Source organism: Streptosporangium vulgare, assembly GCF_042428775.1.
Classification (GTDB): Bacteria; Actinomycetota; Actinomycetes; order Streptosporangiales; family Streptosporangiaceae; genus Streptosporangium; species Streptosporangium vulgare.
Genome location: NZ_JBHMBS010000005.1, coordinates 153,712 through 168,399, shown reverse-complemented (window position 1 = coordinate 168,399; position 14,688 = coordinate 153,712). Strand labels below are relative to the sequence as shown.

Genomic DNA, 14,688 nt, shown 5'->3' with positions numbered 1-14,688 from the left:
GCCTCCCATCCGCACGGCTCCACCGCCCCCTGCCTCACCCGGGGAACGAGGAAACCGCATGCTAACATCGAGGCTTGCGTACAGACGGTGATGATCTCTTCGACGTACAGCCGCAGAGCCTGCTGATGACGACTTTCGGGGCCTTCCTGGAGCCCCGCACGGCGCCGGTGTGGTCGGGCGGCCTGGTCACCCTGCTCGACTATTTCGGGATCACCACCGCGGCGGCCCGCATCGCGTTGGCGCGTCTCGTCCAGCGCGAGCTCGCCGAGCGGCACCGCAAGGGACGGCACGTCTACTACACGCTGACCAAGCGGAGCGTGCATCTGCTGGAGGACGGCGACGAGCGGATCTCCTCGCTCGGCAAGCGCCCCGGCGCGACCTCGACCTGGACGCTCGTCTGGCACACGCTGCCCGACAGCCGCAAGGCCGAGCGGTCCAACTTCGTGCGCCAGCTCCGCTTCCACGGCTTCGGGCTTCTCCAGGACGGCATGTGGGCATCACCTCGCGACTACGTGGCCGAGGTGACCGACCTGGTCGACAAGCTGGGCATCTCCGACGCCGTCACGATCTTCCGGGCCTCGCCCTCGGGGGACGTCGCCTCGGGGCCGCTGCTCGGCCACCTGTGGCAGCTCGACCAGGTCGCCGAGCGCTATCGCCACTTCGCCGCCAGATACGCCCCGCTGACCCGGCCGCCGCGGATGTCGCCGCGCGAGGCGTTCGTCACCTGCACCGAGATGATGCAGTCCTTTCGCTCGTTCGCCGACATCGACCCCGAGCTTCCCGAGGAGTGGGCGACCCACGCGGGGGCGCGCGAGGAGGCGATCGCCGTCTACTGGGAGGCGCTGGGCCGGCTCAGGGAGCCGGCCGCGGCCCACTTCCGCGAGCTGACCCGCACGTGAGGCGGGCGGGCCGGACGCGTCCGCTCAGGCGGGCTCGCCGGACGCCAGCCGGTGGTAGCGGCTGTTGAAGAACAGCAGCGGCGTGTCGTGCTCATGGTGGGTGCGTACGACCTGGCCGATGACGATCACATGGTCGCCCTTGCGCTGGGTGGACTCGACCTCGCAGAGCATGCCCGCGAGCGCGCCACGGATCACGGGCAGGCCGTCCACCAGCTCGAAGGCGGGGTCGTCCATCGCCGGCTGCGATCCGGCGAAGCGCCGGGAGTGCTCCTCGTGCTGCTCGGCGAGCACGCACACGCTGAACCGGCCGCTGCGCTCGATGGCCGCGCAGGTGTTCGAGCCGATCTTGAGGCAGACGAGGATGAGCGGCGGCTCCAGCGACACCGACGTCAGCGAGTTGACCGACGCGGCATAGGGCCGGTCCTGGTCCACCGTCGCCACGATGGCCACGCCGGTGGCGAAGCGGCGCATCACCTCACGCAGCAGGGCCGAATCGACGGGAACGGAGCCGGGCCCAGGGTGCGGCATGCCCATCCGCGCCTCCTTTCGCAGTGGCCCCTCGGGGGCGCGCCAATAGATTACAAGTCAGCATTGTGCACTGTCTACCATCGTGGCTAGGCTGCGGAATGTGCCAGATCCACACATCGCCCCGCTGCGGCGGCTGCTCGCGGCGTACTACCGGCCGGCAGGGCTTCGCCTGGGCATCGTGCTGTCGAGCGGGTGCGTCGGCGACGACGTCACCGCCGCCGCCGACATCCTCACCGCACACGGCCAGCCACCCCCGCGGCGGCTCGCACTGCTGCACCCGCGCCCGGGAGATCCTGACACGCGCCCGGACGACATCGCGGACTTCCTGCGCAGATACGGCCACGAGTACGCCACCGCGTGGCTGCCCGCGCCCGCCGACGTGGCCGACCTCGCCTCGATCACGGCCGCGGCCAGGGGCGCCGGCTGCGCGATCGGCTGGGACCTGACCGATGGCGGGCACCCCGGCCCGGACGGCGAGGCCCGGCTGCGCGAGTGGGGGATGGACTTCGCGCTCTGGTCGGCACCGGGAGACCCCGCGGGCGAGGTGCGCGTCTACACCCGCGAACCGTCCGCGCCGCTCAACCGATGAAACCCCTCAGCCGGTGAACTCACCGCCGGTCAGCCAGACCGTCTGTCCGGTGACCTGGTCGAACTCCGGTGACACCAGCGCCACGACGGTACGTGCGACCTCGCGCGGCGCCGGAAAGCGCGGCAGCGCCATCCGCCGCCGCAACGCCTCCGAGAGCTCCCGCAGCGCGGGATCGTCCGGCTCCTCGGCGCCCGGCTCGGCCACCCGGCCCGGGGCCACCACGTTGGCCGTGATCCCGTGCCGCCCCTCCTCGGCGGCGACGTAACGCGTCAGCACCGACGCCGCCGCCTTGGCCGCCGCGTACGCGCCCATGCCGGGCATGGGTCGGGCCATCAGCGCCCCGGAGACGAACACGATCCGGCCGAAGCCCGCCGCCCGCATGCCGGGCAGTGCCCGCCGGCACAGTTCGTGGTGGGCGCGCACACCGTCGAGGTGACGCTCCAGCGTGCCAGGCTCGACGTCCGCCACCGCCGCGACGCCCACCGCTCCGGCCGGTTCCGCGGCGTTGACGAGGATCGTCACCGGTCCCAGTTCGGCCTCCACGGTGGAGAGGAGCCGGTCGGCGGATCGCGGCCCCGGCAGTGCCGCGCACACGGCCAGGCCACCGCCGCACTCCCGGACGATCTCGGCGGCCGTGCCCGCGGAGCGGTGGCAGTGCACGGCCACCGCCGCGCCCGCCGCGGCGAGCCCGGTGGCGACGTGCCTCCCGATCGCACCGGTCCCTCCCGCGACCAGCGCCACCCGTCCCGTCAGCGGCCCTGTCAGTGGCCCCGCGCTCACGGCGCGACCCGGGCGCGCAGGCTGGGCAGCACGCTCTCGCCGAAAATCCGCATCGCGTGGGCGGGGTCGGGGCCGAGCGGCGGCCCGAAGGAGATGTGCCGCGCTCCCGCGGCGAGCAGCGCCTCGCACTGCTCCAGCACGTCGCGGGCCCCGCCGACGATGCCCAGGCTGAGCATCGACGAGGAGGAGAGCACCGCCCGGGTCGCCTCGTCCAGGCGCCCCTCGTCCACCAGCGCCTGGGTCCGGGCGAACTCCTCGGGGTCCAGGCCGTGGGCGGCGAGCGCGTCGGCCGACAGCGAGCCGCTGTAGCGGGCGATGAACCTGGCCAGGACCCGGCGGGCGTGCTCACGGTCCTCGTCCAGCGAGCACCAGACGCACGCGGCGACGTCCAGCTCGGCCAGGGTGCGTCCCCCCGCCGCCGCCCCGCGCCCGATCTGCTCCATCGCGTTGAGCACCTGGCGCGGCGGCAGGCACAGCGGCAGCGCGCCGTCGGCGTACCGCCCGGCCAGCTCCAGCATCTTCGGCCCCATCGCACCGACGTAGATCGGCACCGGTCGCGGCGACTCGATGCGGGCCTGCTCGTGCCAGCCCTCGCCCGCGCCCGGCAGCCCTGCGGGGCTGCGGCCCTCGGTGAGCGCGCGGATCGCCACGACCGCCGTACGCGTACGCGGCACCGGTCGCGGCGGCACGATCCCGGCGCGCCGGAAGAAGACGTCGGAGCCCGCGCCCAGGCCGAGGATGAACCGGCCGCCCGACGACTCCTGATAGCCGGAGGCGAGCTGGGCGAGCTGGACGGGATGGATCGACACCGGGTCGAGCACCGCGGAACCGACCTTGATCCGGCTGGTCGCCCCGAGCATCGCGGCCAGACTCGCGATCCCCGGCCCGCCGAACAGATCGTTGCCGGTCCACACCTGGTCGAAGCCCATGACCTCGGCGCGCACCGCGTGCTCGGTGATCTCGGCGATACCGCCCCCGCCGACCCGCACACTGAAGATCGGCCCCTCATGCCCGGCCATCGTCACCCACCTCTTCCAGACGCATGATCAGGTTCTCCGGCGGGTCGGGGCACGCGGCGAGCGGGCGCCCGGCCAGCCAGGCGTCGCCGTCCGGCGCGGCGAGCCGCCCGTTGAGCAGTGACGTGGCCGAGGCGACGGCGTAGAAGCAGAAGTGGCCGCCCGGCGGCAGCGACACCCCCTCGGGGCCGACCTCGAAGTAGTCGCCGACGCGCAGCTCGCACGCCGAGTAGTTCATTGACTCGACGGTGCAGCGCACCCCGCGGCCCGTGCTCACGGTGCCTCCTCCAGCCGGTCCACCCGGTCCACCCGGTCCAGCCGCATGATGACGGCGTCGGCCGGGTCGGGGCAGCAGATGAAGGGCTTGCGCTCCAGCCAGTGGTCGGCGGGCAGGTCGGACAGCCGGGACTCCAGAATCGGGAAGACCGCGGCCATGGCCTGCAGGCAGAAGGGCCTGCCCTGGGGCAGGGTGAGCGCGGTGCCCTCGACCTCGAAGTGATCACCGACGGCCAGGCCGCACCGCGGGGAGTCCGCCCGCTCGACCACGACGCGCACCCTCGGCGGCGCGGTCACGGCGCGGCGCCGAACAGGGTCGGCCCGCCGGCCGGGTCGTGCAGCACCTTCTCCGCCAGGGAGCCCCAGTGCACGCGCTTGGCTCCGACGTGCGCGAGCGCGCTCCAGGCGTCCCGCAGCACGCGCTGCATGGGATCGTCGTCGAAGAGATAGTGCGATCCGTACAGCTCCAGGCACAGATCGAGCACGCGGCGCAGCGTCTCGGCCGCCATGGTGTTGGTCGCGATCAGCCGGTGCTCCTGCGTCGGCGTGAGCACCCTGCCAGGGGTGAAGATGATCTCGTCGGTCCGCTTGGCGATGTCGGTGATCCCGGCGAGCAGCATGTCCACCTCGGCGCACGCCTGGCCGAGCACGCGCCTGGTCGTGGCGTCGGCCACGGCGGCGGGCCCGATCCGGCGGCGTACGGCCGTCAGCGCCAGGTCCAGCGCGTGCTGCGCCACGCCGACGCAGACGCCGGTCAGGCCGAAGAACGCGAGCGTGACGTGCTTGTTGAGCGGGTCGGCGCCGGGATTGGCAGGCGCCTCCCTGTCGAAGGAGTGCCGCTCGGGGACGAACACCGGCTCGGTGATCGAGTAGGACGAGCTCCCCGAGCCGCGCACACCGAGCGTGTGCCAGTTGTGGGCGTGCACCACCGCCTCGCGCGGCAGCCACAGGCCGAGGGTGAGCTGCTTGCCGTTCGGCCCGATCACCGGCTCGTCGCCGTCGAAGACCAGGCAGCCGCCGATGATGTGCTCGGCGACATAGCTGCCGCTGCCCCAGTCCCAACGCCCGGTGACCAGGTAGCCGCCCTCGGTCACCTGCGCCCGGCCCTTGGGATGGAACGCGCCGCTGGTGGGCATGTCGCGGGTCGGGTACAGCTCGTGGTAGGCCTCGTCGCCGAGCCGCCCGGCGTAGAAACCGGTGGCGTTGAGCACCGCGACGTTCCAGGCCGTGCCCGCGTCCACCCTGGCGACCTTGGCGACGACGGCCACCTGGTCGGCGAGTGGCATCTCCATTCCGCCGAGACGCGCGGGGAAGCCCATCTCGAACAGGCCCGCCCGGCGCAGCGCCAGCGCCGCCCGCTCGCTGATCCGCCCCCTGGCGTCGCCGTCGGCGGCCTCCTCGGCGACGAGGTCCAGCACCGCGTCCGCGTTGGCCGGCACCGCCTGCGCGGCCACCGGCGCACGCGGCACACTCCCCGCGGGCAGTTCGTCGATGGTGGTCATCTGAATCCTTTCAGCATGGAGACCCTCGCCTTCGGGCGTGGGCAGGAAACCCAACCCGTGAGGGTCGCGATCCCCCGGCTTCGGCCGTGGGAGGGAAGTCATCGCAGCACGGCCGACAGGAACGCGCGGCTGCGTTCGTGCCGGGGGTTGTGCAGCACCTCGTGCGGCGGGCCCTGCTCCACGATCCGGCCGCCGTCCATGAACACCACGCGGCTCGCGACCTCGCGGGCGAAGCCCATCTCGTGCGTCACGACGACCATCGTCATCCCGCGCGTCGCGAGATCGCGCATCACGTTGAGCACCTCGCCGACCAGTTCCGGATCGAGCGCGCTGGTCGGCTCGTCGAACAGCATCACCTTCGGGCGCATCGCCAGCGCCCGTGCGATGGCCACGCGCTGCTGCTGGCCGCCGGAAAGACGCGAGGGGTGGTCGTCGGCCTTGTCGGCCAGCCCGACGGCCTCCAGCAACTCCAGCGCGTGCGCGCGAGCGGCGGCCTTGTCCTCGCCGCGCACCCGCACGGGCGCGAAGGCGATGTTCTCCAGCGCCGTGAGGTGCGGGAACAGGTTGAAGTGCTGGAACACCATGCCGACCTGCGTGCGCTGGTGACAGGCCGCGTTCTCCCGCAGCTCGCGCAGCCTGCCACGGTGCACGCGATAGCCGACGAGCGAGCCGTCCACCAGCACCAGGCCGCGGTCGATGTCCTCCAGGTTGTTGACGCAGCGCAGCAGGGTGCTCTTGCCGCATCCAGACGGCCCGATCAGGCACACCGTCTCGCCCGCGGCGACGGTGAGGTCGATGTCGAACAGGACCTGGCGGTGCCCGTACGACTTGCTGACGTTCTCGATCGAGACCATCGGCTGTGCGTCGCGCGGTTCCGGCTCAGCGATCATCGTTCCGCGATCCTTCGTTCGAGGACGTACTGGCCGGCCGTGAGCAGGGCGATCACGGCGAAGTACCAGACGGTCGCGACCAGCAGCATCTCGATCGTGCGGTAGTTGGAGCCGGAGATGGCCTGCGCGACGGTGAGCAGGTCTCCGCCACCGATCACCGACACGATCGCGGTCGCCTTGAGCATGCTGATCAGCTCGTTGCCCATCGGGGGCACGATCACCCGCAGCGCCTGCGGCAGGACGATGAAGCGAGTGGTCTTCAGCGAGTTGAGCCCGAGCGCCTTGGCGGCCTCACGCTGGCCTCGGCCGATCGCGAGCAGGCCGCCGCGTACGATCTCGGCCATGTAGCCGGAACCCGCGAGCGTCAGCCCGATGACCGAGGCCGCGAACGGCGTCAGCACCTCCTGCACCGGCCGGCTGAACACCTGCAGGTCGGTGAACGGGACACCGATGGTGATCCGGTCCACGAACAACCCGAGGTTGCCGACGAAGATCAGCAGCAGGATCAGCGGGATGCCGCGGAAGACGAAGATGTACGCCGCCGCGGTCGCGCTGATGATCCTGCTCGGCGACATCCGCATCAGCGCGACCACCACCGCGCCGATCACGGAGAACGTCATGCCCATCGCGGTCATCAGCAGCGTGCGCATCAGGCCGGACATGATGTCGGGGTGGAAGAGGTACTCGCCGACGACCGGCCACTCGATCTTGGGATTCGCGGCGAAGGCGTAGGCCGTCAGCGCGACGACCGCCACCACCAGCACGGCGACCACGCCGCGCCCGTAGTGCCGCACCGGCACGGCGTCCTGGCGAGCGAGCGGCGACACGCCGTCCGCGAGGCCGGGAGCCCGGGATGCCTGCTCTGTCATCACGACCGCTCAGGGGGCGGGGGTGGCCGAGGCACCCTGCCCCGCGGGCAGGCCGGTGTAACTGTTCACCTTGATGTCCTCGGCCGGCAGTGCGGCGTCACCGGAGTCCCACTTGTCCATCACCTTCTGGTACGCCCCTGAACGCGCGAGCTCACCGAGCGCTCCGGCCAGCGCGTTCGACAACCCGGGCTGCTCCTTGGAGATCGCGATCGCCACGTTGCGCTCCATGTACGGGTCGATCTGGTCGTCCGGCAGCGGCACGTTCTCGAAGGCGGCGCCCGACTCCTTGGCGATGGCCCGGACGGAGACCGTCAAGTCCATCCAGGCGTCCACGGTGCCGCTCTTGATCGCGACGATCGCGCCCTGCGCGCCCGGGTAGCCGACCGGCGTGATCGCGGGCTTGCCCTGCCCGGCGCAGAACTTCTCGCTGTTGCCCTTGACCACGGCCTCCTGCTGGCTGCCGCTCGGTACGCCGACCTTCAGGCCGCAGGCGTCCGAGAGGCTCTTGATCCCGCGCGGGTTGCCCTTCTTGACGAGCACGGACATCGGCGAGCGGTAGAAGCCGACGAGGTCGATCACCTGCTCGCGTTCCTTGCCATCGCTCACCTGGCCGAACAGCGCGTCGACGTTGCCGCTCTGCAGCCCGGGCAGCTGCGCCGGCCACTGCAGGTTCTTCCACGCCGGCGTCACACCCAGGATCTCGCCGAGCGCGACCGCGAGGTCGGGGGTGATCCCGACCGGCTTGGAGGTGTCACCGGACTCGATCCCGATGATCGGCGGCGTCTCCCACAGCGCCCCGAACACGATCTGCTTGTTCTGCTTGATCCGGTCGGGCAACTGATCGTGCAGCGCCTGGTCGAACGCCGAGGCCGCGGACGACGCCGAGGCCTGTGCCGGTTCACCTTCGGACGAGTCGCTCCCGCAACCCCCGACGCCTATTGCCAGCGCGACGGTGGCGGAACACGCCACCAGGGCGCGCACCGAACCACGTTTCGCGTTTTGCACTGTTTTAGCGACCGGCACGGCTCACTCCTTCCTAAAGGTAACCTTTCGGGCACCGAGAGCTGAGACATTACATAGGAGTCAGCTGCACTGACAAGCATTTGGCCGGGGGACGTTTCCGGCGGACGAAACGCCGCCCCGCGCCACGGCGCCCTCACATTCCGAACAGGCGGGTGTGAGGGCGATGGGGGCGATGTCGAGCGAGAATCCCCAGGCCACGGTCGTCGACGTCCACACCGCCGGCGCCGCCCCCACCCGGCTGAGGCTCTCCGTTTTGCTACGCGGCAGGCCGAGCCGGGCCAGGACGGAGAAACGGAAGATCACCGGCCGCAGGGGCCGTCCACCGCTTCACGGCTCATCGAACATCGAGAAACAGGGCATAAAAGCAGTTGATCCATGCTTGTCACTCCTCGGTACCCTGAGAACCCGTCCCACCACGAGAAGGAAGTCACCGCCATGCCCGGTCCGCTCCAGATCAGCGGCTCGGTCTCGGTCCCCGAGGCCGAGCTCGGCTGGCGGTTCTCCCGTTCCTCCGGCCCCGGCGGCCAGGGGGTCAACACCACCGACAGCCGGGTCGAGCTCAGCTTCGACCTGGCCGCCACCGAGGCACTGGGCCCCGTCTTCAAGGCCCGCGCCCTCGAACGCCTCGGCCCCCGCCTGGTGAACGGTGTGATCACCATCGCCGCCTCGGAGTTCCGCTCCCAGCTGCGCAACCGCGAGGCCGCCGAGATGCGCCTCGCCCAGCTCCTGCGCGAGGCGGTCGCCCCGCCGCCCAAGAAGCGCCGCCCCACCAAGCCGAGCAGGGGCGCGGTCGAGCGGCGGATCGCCGCCAAGAAGCAGCGCTCCGACCTCAAGCGCCTGCGCAGGGACCACCACTAGAGCGTCGTTCCCGCCTCCCCCCGGGGCGCCCGTGCCGTACGGAAATCCCGGTTCCCGGGCCCGGATGCGGGTCGTGCCACCGGCGCGGTGACACAATGGCCCCATGTCTGCCGTGCCGAGCGTCCGCGCCGTCCTCCTCGACGACGACCGGTTGGTGCTGTTCCGGCGCACGGTCCCCGGCAAGGAGCTCTACTGGTCCATTCCCGGCGGCCACGTCGAGCCCGAGGACGCCTCGCTGGAGCACACCCTGCACCGCGAGGTCATGGAGGAGCTGGGCGCCGTCGTCTCCGGCGTCACCCCGCTGACCACCCTGGAGTGCCTGCGCGACGAGGGCGTCAAGACCCAGCACGTCTACGGCTGCCGCCTGGTCTCCATGGACCCCGCGCTGCGCTGCGGCCCGGAGTTCGACGACCCCGCCCGTGGCGAGTACGAGGTGGTGCGGCTCCCGCTCGACCCGGCCGAGATCTCCGCCATCAACCTCGTCCCCCCGGAGCTCGGCGCCTACCTCGCCGACACCGTCACTCGCCTGCCCGCCCTGATCGCCTGATCTCCCACTCCCGGAGGTCCCGGAAGGATCAGCGCCGCTCGCGGACGTAGAGGCCGAACCACGAGTAGCCGAAGTCGTCGGTGGACTTCAGGGTGAAGTCACGGTTGGCCATCAGGGCCAGATAGCGCTCGTCGTCCTCCACGAAGTCCCTGCTCTTGTGCTTCCTGCCGCCGGTGACCAGCCAGACGCGCTCGACGCCGTCCAGGGCGGCCGTGAACTGCGCGGCGGTCCTCGGCGTGCGCCGTCCGGGGGCGTGGGTGAGGTCGCGCAGGTTCCGGTACGCGTCCTCGTACACGGCGGCGAACAGGCGCCTGTTCTCCCCAACGTAGAGCACGGCGTCGCCCGGACGCTGCCTGGCCAGCAGCGTGGCCGCCATGTCACGCAGGTTGTCGGGCCGCCTGTCCGGCTCGCGGATCGTCAGGTGCGTCGGGACGGTCAGCGCCGCGACGAGGACGAGCCCGATCCAGCCCAGGGCCCGGGGCCGCAGGGCGTTCAGGCCCGCTCCGGCCAGCAGTGCCATCGCGGGGACGGCGAAGAGCACGTACCTCGGGTTGAAGACGGGATAGACGATGGAGATGGCCATGGAAACGAACGGCAGCAGCGCCCAGGGCAGCGCGACCGCCGCCAGCCGCCCCCCGGAGAACGCCCCGAGAAGCATGAGGGCGACCAGCAGCAACGCCACCCACACGGTGCCCGCCACCTCCTCCCCGAACCAGGCGACGTCGGTGAGCTTCGTCGGCTTCAACCACGACAGCTGGGCCTCGCGCTGACCGGCCGCCAGGAGCGCGAGCGGGGCGATCCCGGCCACGGCCACGGTCAGCGCCCCGGCGAACCACACGAGATCGGGCCGGGACGACGACGGTGACGGTGACGGCGCGCTGTACCGGAACAGCACCACCGTCACCACGTGCGCGACGACCAGGAGCAGCGCGTAGACGTGGAACCAGCCGAGCAGTACGAGGCAGGCCCCGTAGGCCAGATACCAACGGGGGCTCGACCGCCGCGTCGCCTCGGCCAGCACCCAGGTGGCCAGGACCGCCACCGCCGTCACGATCGCGTAGCTGCGCGCCTCCTGGGCGTACCGGCTCACCATCGGCAGCGCGGCATAGAGCAGCCCGGCGACAAGGCCCGCCCCGGGGGCGGCGAGCTTCCTGCCCAGGACCGCGACGCCGTACGCGGCGGCGGCCGTGGCGACGACCGAGGGCAGGCGCATGGCCAGCTCACCGGTCGAGAACGCGGCGAACGGCCGCAGCAGGAGGTAGTAGAGCGCGTGCACCCGGTCGATGCTGTCGAGCAGGTGCCACAGGTCGTCGAGGGGCATCGCGGCGGCCATCGCGCTGACCGACTCGTCGCGCCAGAACGAGGGCGTGGTGATGCCCCAGAGCCCGATCAGCAAGGCCGCCACCGGAGGGATCACCTCCGGCAGGCGGGACCGCTCACGGGGCCGGGCCCCGTCCTTTTCCACGACACCCATCACATCGTGCTATTTCACACCATGAACGCGACCGACGCGATGGTCCTGCGGAATCGTCCCAGGCATTCTCCGTCTCGTCTCCAGCGACGGAGATCTCACCCTCTCGGCCGCCCGGATCCGGGAATCCAGGGGTCCGGGGGGCCGACCTCACCGTGTACGGATTCGGTGAACGCGCCCCCTGTCCTTCGTCGCGGCGCGCGAGTGCTCGGCGAACGCGTACGCTCGTACACCCGCTCACGAGGCGAGGCGTCACCCGACCGGCCACGTCCGTGGGAGGCCCCGGACGACCCGGCTCTCCCCTACTCGGGTCTCGTCCGGACGGTCAGCATGCTCGTGACGGCCGCCAGGAGAAGGCAGGCCACCACCAGCGCGAGGATGACGGGCCACGGCACGACGAGAGGCACCGGAGCGCCGATCGACGTGGCCAGCCCCGCGCGCATCCTGAGCAGGGCGGGCAGGGCGACCATCGTGCCGAGGGCGGTTCCGATGGCGACCACCAGCGCCGATTCGGCCGCCATCACACCCAGTACCTGCCGGTTCGTCGCACCCGCCAGCCGCAGGGCGGTGAGGTCTCGTGTCCGGCTCGCCGTGGCCATCATCAGCGTGTTCGCGATCGCGACGGCGGTGTATCCCGCCGACGTGGCGACGAGCAGCAGCGTGAAGATCCATACCAGCCGGTCCTCCTCCGCGTCGGCCTCCACGGCGTAGGTGGCGAGGTCGACGACGCGTGCGCCGAGCTCGCCCGCCATCGGCACCGGGTAGGGGAGGTAGGCCTCGTCGGCGAGCGCCGAGGGGTCGTGCGCCCGCACCAGCTGCCGGGGCAGCAGCATGCTGAACGGCGCCTCCGCCATCACACCCACCACCCTCAGCGCCACGGTGCGCCCGTCCTCGAAGGTGATGTCGGCGACGTCACCGGGCCGCCAGCCGGTCTCCTCGGCCAGCCACTCCCTGACGACCATGGTTTCGCCGCGCAGGTCGCCGAGAGAGCCGGAGATCATCTTCGGTGTCCCCGACCTGGCGAGCACCTCGGGGGTGACACCCGCCGCCGGGACGGTGACGGTCTCGCCGTACACCGCCGTGGGCAGCGCCGACACTCCGCCCACGGCGTCGGAGAGACCGGGCGTGCCCGAGGGCAGCACGACCGCACCTGCCTGGAGCGTGGCGGTCCTGCCCGTTCCGTAGGCGGCCGCCGTCGTCTGTACCATGCCGGTGACCAGCACCGCGAAACCGACCGTGGCCAGGACGGGGGCGGCCGTGGAGGCGGTACGGCGGACCGCCGCCAGAGAGTTCTCCCTGACGAGCAGGCCGGTGGCCCCGCGCAGGCGGATGAGCGGCCAGGTGACCATCCGGATGACCGGGGGGATGAGGGCGGGAGCCAGCAGGGTGAGTCCCACGATCAGGGCCATCGCGATGTAGATCACGTAGGGGACCATCTCGGCGGCGCCGGTGGTGAGGCCGGCGACGGCCGCCGCCAGGCCGCCGAGCGTGCACACCGCGCCGGAGATCCACCGGCCGCGCGGCATGGGCCGCTCGTCCACCTCGGCGTCGCGCAAGGCTTCGAGCGGGCGCACCCCGGCCGCGCGGCGAGAGGCCGACCAGACACCGAGTCCGGCCACGACCAGCCCGCCCGCGAACGCCGCCGCCGGCGGCCACGCTCGCATCCGTACCGCGAAGGTCGCCGGCTGGAATCCCACCTCGACCAGCAGGTCACCGAGCACCGGGGCGAGCGCCGCGCCGAGCGAGACGCCGGTCAGCGCCGCGATCGCACCGACCGCCAACGCCTCGCCGTACATCATCCGCCGTATCTGGCGCGGCGTGGCGCCCACGGCGCGCAGCAGGCCGAGCTCGCGCCGCCGCCGCGCCACGCCGAAGGCGAAGGTCGAGGCCACCACGAAGATCGAGACGAAACCGGCCAGGATGACCATCGCGGTCAGGACCTGCGCGCCGATCCACCGGATCCGCGCGTCGTCCAGGGGTTCGAGCGCGGCGCGCGCCTCACCGGAGAGGACCTCGCCCCGGTCACCGGTCACCTCCCTCGCGGCCCGCTCGACCGCCGCCGGGTCCGCGCCGGTCTCGGTGACCAGCCCGATCGTCCGCACCCCGCCCGCCAGGCGTGCCGCCGCCGCGTCGGACAGGTACGGGCCGGCCTCGTCGACGGTGCCCGTCACCGTGTACGGTGCCGGCCCCGCCGAGGTGAGCAGCGTCACCCGCGTCCCCGGCCCGGCCCCGAGCGCACGGTCGAGCACCACCTCCCCGTCGCGCTCGGGGGCCCTGCCCGAGGTCAGCGGGTAGGGCGCCAGCGCGGCCGCCGACCAGGCGTGGCCCCGTCCGTCCCCGATCGGCCTCCCCCCGATGACGGGCTGGGCGTAGAAGACGTGGTCGGGTACGGCCGCCGCCACACCGGGAACGGCCGCCAGCCGCCCGGCCAGGGAGATGACCGTCTCCGGCGACCAGGGCCGGTCCGGTGTGAAGTCACCGTCGGCTCTGACCGCGACCGGTGCGCGGACCAGCACCGGAGCCCCGGCGAGCCGCGCGGGAACCTGAGGGTCGGCCGACGCGTACGCCAGCGCGCTCATGGAGGTGATCGCGCTTCCCAGGCAGAGCGCGACGAACGCGCCGGCGAACCCGCTCCAGCGTTCGCGCAGGGTGGCCGGGATCAGCATGCCCGTGCCTCCAGGCTCGCCAACCGGGTCGCGACCGATTCGGCGGTGATCTCGCGGGTCATCTCCTGGACCACCCTGCCGTCGGCCAGGAAGATCACCCGGTCGGCGTGGGCCGCCGCGACCGGATCGTGGGTGACCATGATCACGGTCTGGCCCCGCTGGTCGGCGAGGTCGCGGAGCAGGTTCAGCACGCCGTGCGAGTTCCTGGTGTCCAGTGCCCCGGTCGGCTCGTCGGCGAACACCACGGCGGGCCCGGTGATCAGCGCGCGCGCTATCGCCACCCGCTGCTGCTCCCCGCCCGAGAGGCGGCTGGGCCGGTGATCACCCCTGCCCGCCAGGCCCACCTCCGCCAGTGCCGCCCGCGTCTCCACCGGGTTCACCCGGCGGCCGGCCAGGCGAAGCGGCAGTGAGACGTTCTGCTCGGCGGTCAACGCGGAGACCAGGTTGAAGGACTGGAAGACGAAACCGATCCGCTCGCGCCGCAACAGCGTTAGCGCGGTCTCGTCCAGCGTGCCCAGGTCGGTGCCGCCGACCACGACGCCGCCCTCCGTCGGACGGTCGAGGCCGGCGGCGCAGTGCAGCAGGGTGCTCTTTCCCGAGCCCGACGGGCCCATGACGGCGGTGAACGTGCCGGCGTCGAAGCCGGCGGACACCCCGTCCAGCGCGAGCACCGGCAGCGCGGCCGAACCGTACACCTTGCGCACCGACGAGAGCCGGACGGTCTCTTCACCCCTCGGGGCGTGTTCGGAGTTCATGCGCCAAGCCAAGCGGCGT

At 72.1% G+C, this 14,688-nt stretch carries 16 protein-coding genes; 4 read left to right on the top strand and 12 right to left on the bottom strand.

What is annotated here, in order from left to right:
• The first annotated feature begins 74 nt into the window (after nucleotides 1-74).
• Nucleotides 75-899, top strand: coding sequence for a PaaX family transcriptional regulator (locus ACFFRH_RS12805; protein WP_344745205.1), 825 nt, complete (start codon nucleotides 75-77; stop codon nucleotides 897-899).
• Nucleotides 900-923: 24 nt separating this feature from the next.
• Here ACFFRH_RS12805 and ACFFRH_RS12800 read toward each other — a convergent pair whose 3' ends face one another.
• Nucleotides 924-1,433, bottom strand: coding sequence for a flavin reductase family protein (locus ACFFRH_RS12800; protein ID WP_344745206.1), 510 nt, complete (start codon nucleotides 1,431-1,433; stop codon nucleotides 924-926).
• A 94-nt stretch (nucleotides 1,434-1,527) separates the two neighbouring features.
• Here ACFFRH_RS12800 and ACFFRH_RS12795 point away from each other — a divergent pair, with 94 nt between their 5' ends.
• Nucleotides 1,528-2,016: a hypothetical protein gene (locus ACFFRH_RS12795; RefSeq protein WP_344745207.1), complete on the top strand. Its 489-nt coding sequence runs from the start codon at nucleotides 1,528-1,530 to the stop codon at nucleotides 2,014-2,016.
• A gap of 6 nt (nucleotides 2,017-2,022) precedes the next feature.
• Here the strand turns inward: ACFFRH_RS12795 and ACFFRH_RS12790 are convergent, their stop codons facing one another.
• The 8 genes from ACFFRH_RS12790 to ACFFRH_RS12755 all read right to left on the bottom strand — a co-directional run bounded on the left by ACFFRH_RS12790 (nucleotide 2,023) and on the right by ACFFRH_RS12755 (nucleotide 8,330).
• Entirely contained in the window at nucleotides 2,023-2,796 is a 774-nt protein-coding gene (locus ACFFRH_RS12790) for an SDR family NAD(P)-dependent oxidoreductase (protein ID WP_344745208.1), read from the bottom strand.
• Entirely contained in the window at nucleotides 2,793-3,815 is a 1,023-nt protein-coding gene (locus tag ACFFRH_RS12785) for an LLM class flavin-dependent oxidoreductase (RefSeq protein WP_344745209.1), read from the bottom strand. Before ACFFRH_RS12785 ends, ACFFRH_RS12790 begins: the two co-directional genes overlap by 4 nt.
• On the bottom strand, nucleotides 3,802-4,089 hold the full coding sequence (locus ACFFRH_RS12780) for a TIGR04076 family protein (RefSeq protein WP_344745210.1): 288 nt from the start codon (nucleotides 4,087-4,089) through the stop codon (nucleotides 3,802-3,804). Before ACFFRH_RS12780 ends, ACFFRH_RS12785 begins: the two co-directional genes overlap by 14 nt.
• The gene (locus ACFFRH_RS12775; protein ID WP_344745211.1) at nucleotides 4,086-4,358 is read right to left on the bottom strand and encodes a TIGR04076 family protein; all 273 of its coding nucleotides are present in this window, start codon (nucleotides 4,356-4,358) and stop codon (nucleotides 4,086-4,088) included. The genes ACFFRH_RS12780 and ACFFRH_RS12775 overlap by 4 nt, the downstream gene beginning before the upstream one ends.
• Before the next feature lie 23 nt (nucleotides 4,359-4,381).
• Entirely contained in the window at nucleotides 4,382-5,590 is a 1,209-nt protein-coding gene (locus tag ACFFRH_RS12770; protein WP_344745212.1) for an acyl-CoA dehydrogenase family protein, read from the bottom strand.
• Nucleotides 5,591-5,688: 98 nt separating this feature from the next.
• Nucleotides 5,689-6,480, bottom strand: coding sequence for an amino acid ABC transporter ATP-binding protein (locus ACFFRH_RS12765; protein ID WP_344745213.1), 792 nt, complete (start codon nucleotides 6,478-6,480; stop codon nucleotides 5,689-5,691).
• A complete protein-coding gene (locus ACFFRH_RS12760; RefSeq protein WP_344745214.1) occupies nucleotides 6,477-7,349 on the bottom strand; it encodes an amino acid ABC transporter permease in 873 nt (290 codons plus the stop codon). The genes ACFFRH_RS12765 and ACFFRH_RS12760 overlap by 4 nt, the downstream gene beginning before the upstream one ends.
• Before the next feature lie 9 nt (nucleotides 7,350-7,358).
• Nucleotides 7,359-8,330 carry a transporter substrate-binding domain-containing protein gene (locus ACFFRH_RS12755; RefSeq protein WP_386156369.1) on the bottom strand — a complete coding sequence of 324 codons (972 nt, stop codon included), beginning with the start codon at nucleotides 8,328-8,330 and terminating at the stop codon, nucleotides 7,359-7,361.
• Nucleotides 8,331-8,807: 477 nt separating this feature from the next.
• Here ACFFRH_RS12755 and arfB point away from each other — a divergent pair, with 477 nt between their 5' ends.
• Complete coding sequence (gene arfB / locus ACFFRH_RS12750; RefSeq protein WP_386156367.1) at nucleotides 8,808-9,230, top strand: alternative ribosome rescue aminoacyl-tRNA hydrolase ArfB; 423 nt, start codon at nucleotides 8,808-8,810, stop codon at nucleotides 9,228-9,230.
• A gap of 103 nt (nucleotides 9,231-9,333) precedes the next feature.
• Entirely contained in the window at nucleotides 9,334-9,777 is a 444-nt protein-coding gene (locus ACFFRH_RS12745) for an NUDIX hydrolase (RefSeq protein ID WP_386156365.1), read from the top strand.
• Between the two features lie 28 nt (nucleotides 9,778-9,805).
• Here ACFFRH_RS12745 and ACFFRH_RS12740 read toward each other — a convergent pair whose 3' ends face one another.
• The 3 genes from ACFFRH_RS12740 to ACFFRH_RS12730 all read right to left on the bottom strand — a co-directional run bounded on the left by ACFFRH_RS12740 (nucleotide 9,806) and on the right by ACFFRH_RS12730 (nucleotide 14,669).
• Nucleotides 9,806-11,251: a glycosyltransferase family 39 protein gene (locus tag ACFFRH_RS12740; RefSeq protein ID WP_386156363.1), complete on the bottom strand. Its 1,446-nt coding sequence runs from the start codon at nucleotides 11,249-11,251 to the stop codon at nucleotides 9,806-9,808.
• 299 nt (nucleotides 11,252-11,550) lie between these two features.
• Nucleotides 11,551-13,914 carry an ABC transporter permease gene (locus tag ACFFRH_RS12735; RefSeq protein WP_386156361.1) on the bottom strand — a complete coding sequence of 788 codons (2,364 nt, stop codon included), beginning with the start codon at nucleotides 13,912-13,914 and terminating at the stop codon, nucleotides 11,551-11,553.
• Nucleotides 13,908-14,669: an ABC transporter ATP-binding protein gene (locus ACFFRH_RS12730; protein WP_344745184.1), complete on the bottom strand. Its 762-nt coding sequence runs from the start codon at nucleotides 14,667-14,669 to the stop codon at nucleotides 13,908-13,910. Before ACFFRH_RS12730 ends, ACFFRH_RS12735 begins: the two co-directional genes overlap by 7 nt.
• Nucleotides 14,670-14,688: the final 19 nt, after the last annotated feature.